This is a genomic window from Vibrio sp. 704 (assembly GCF_033339295.1).
The window spans coordinates 1-756 of the sequence record NZ_JAWOUH010000362.1; the positions used below are offsets into that span (position 1 = coordinate 1).

The window sequence follows — 756 nt, forward strand, 5'->3', positions numbered from 1 at the left end:
GTCTGTCTTTTACGGTTAAAAATCGGCTGACGAGCGACATACGTTGTATTCATGCGATAGAACTACCTATAAATGGCTTAGGATTTTGCAGCCGCTAATAATGCGCCACAACCCATAAACATTGAACCGAATACTTTGTTAATTTTACCCATGATCTTGTCTGAACGGATAAAGCGTCCCATCTGCGCCGCTAACGTGGTGTAACCCAACATTACGCACGCATCAATCACCACTGTCGTCACCCCTAGCGCCAACAATTGCGTCAGTTGGTCTTTTGCAGGGTCGATAAACTGTGGGAACAACGCCACCAAAAAGACGATCGATTTAGGGTTAGTCAGGTTAATTAAAACGGCTTTATACAATAATGCGCTACCTGACATCTCTTTGTGACTCTCATTGGCAATCAAGCCTGAAGTATCACGCCATTTCTGAATACCCAACCATACAAGGTAAGCCGCGCCTACCCATTTAATGATAGTAAACGCAGTTGCCGATTGTGCCACCAGCGCACCGATGCCAGCGCCAACCAAGGCGATGTGAATCGCGAGCCCGATTTGCAGACCAACAATCGCGCCAAGCGATTTACGCGTGCCGTAACTCAAGCCATTGCTGATTGAGTTAACCGTGCCAGAACCCGGAGCCAAACTAAAAACGATTGCAGTTACCACATAGGCCAACCAAACGTGGGTATCCATTGCATTTCCTCACTAATTCTTCGATGATACATCGCGTCTACAATGTATCTTCAGGTAATCG

The 756-nt window shown here is 46.6% G+C and carries 1 protein-coding gene; it reads right to left on the bottom strand.

Annotated elements, in window-relative coordinates; genetic code table 11:
- Positions 1-77 precede the first annotated feature (77 nt).
- A complete protein-coding gene (gene rhtB / locus R7R24_RS26480; protein WP_005459098.1) occupies positions 78-695 on the bottom strand; it encodes a homoserine/homoserine lactone efflux protein in 618 nt (205 codons plus the stop codon).
- Positions 696-756: the final 61 nt, after the last annotated feature.

Coding starts and splice junctions, on each gene's coding strand:
- rhtB (WP_005459098.1), bottom strand. CDS start 695: ATGGATACCCACGTTTGGTTGGCCTATGTGGTAACTGCAATCGTTTTT.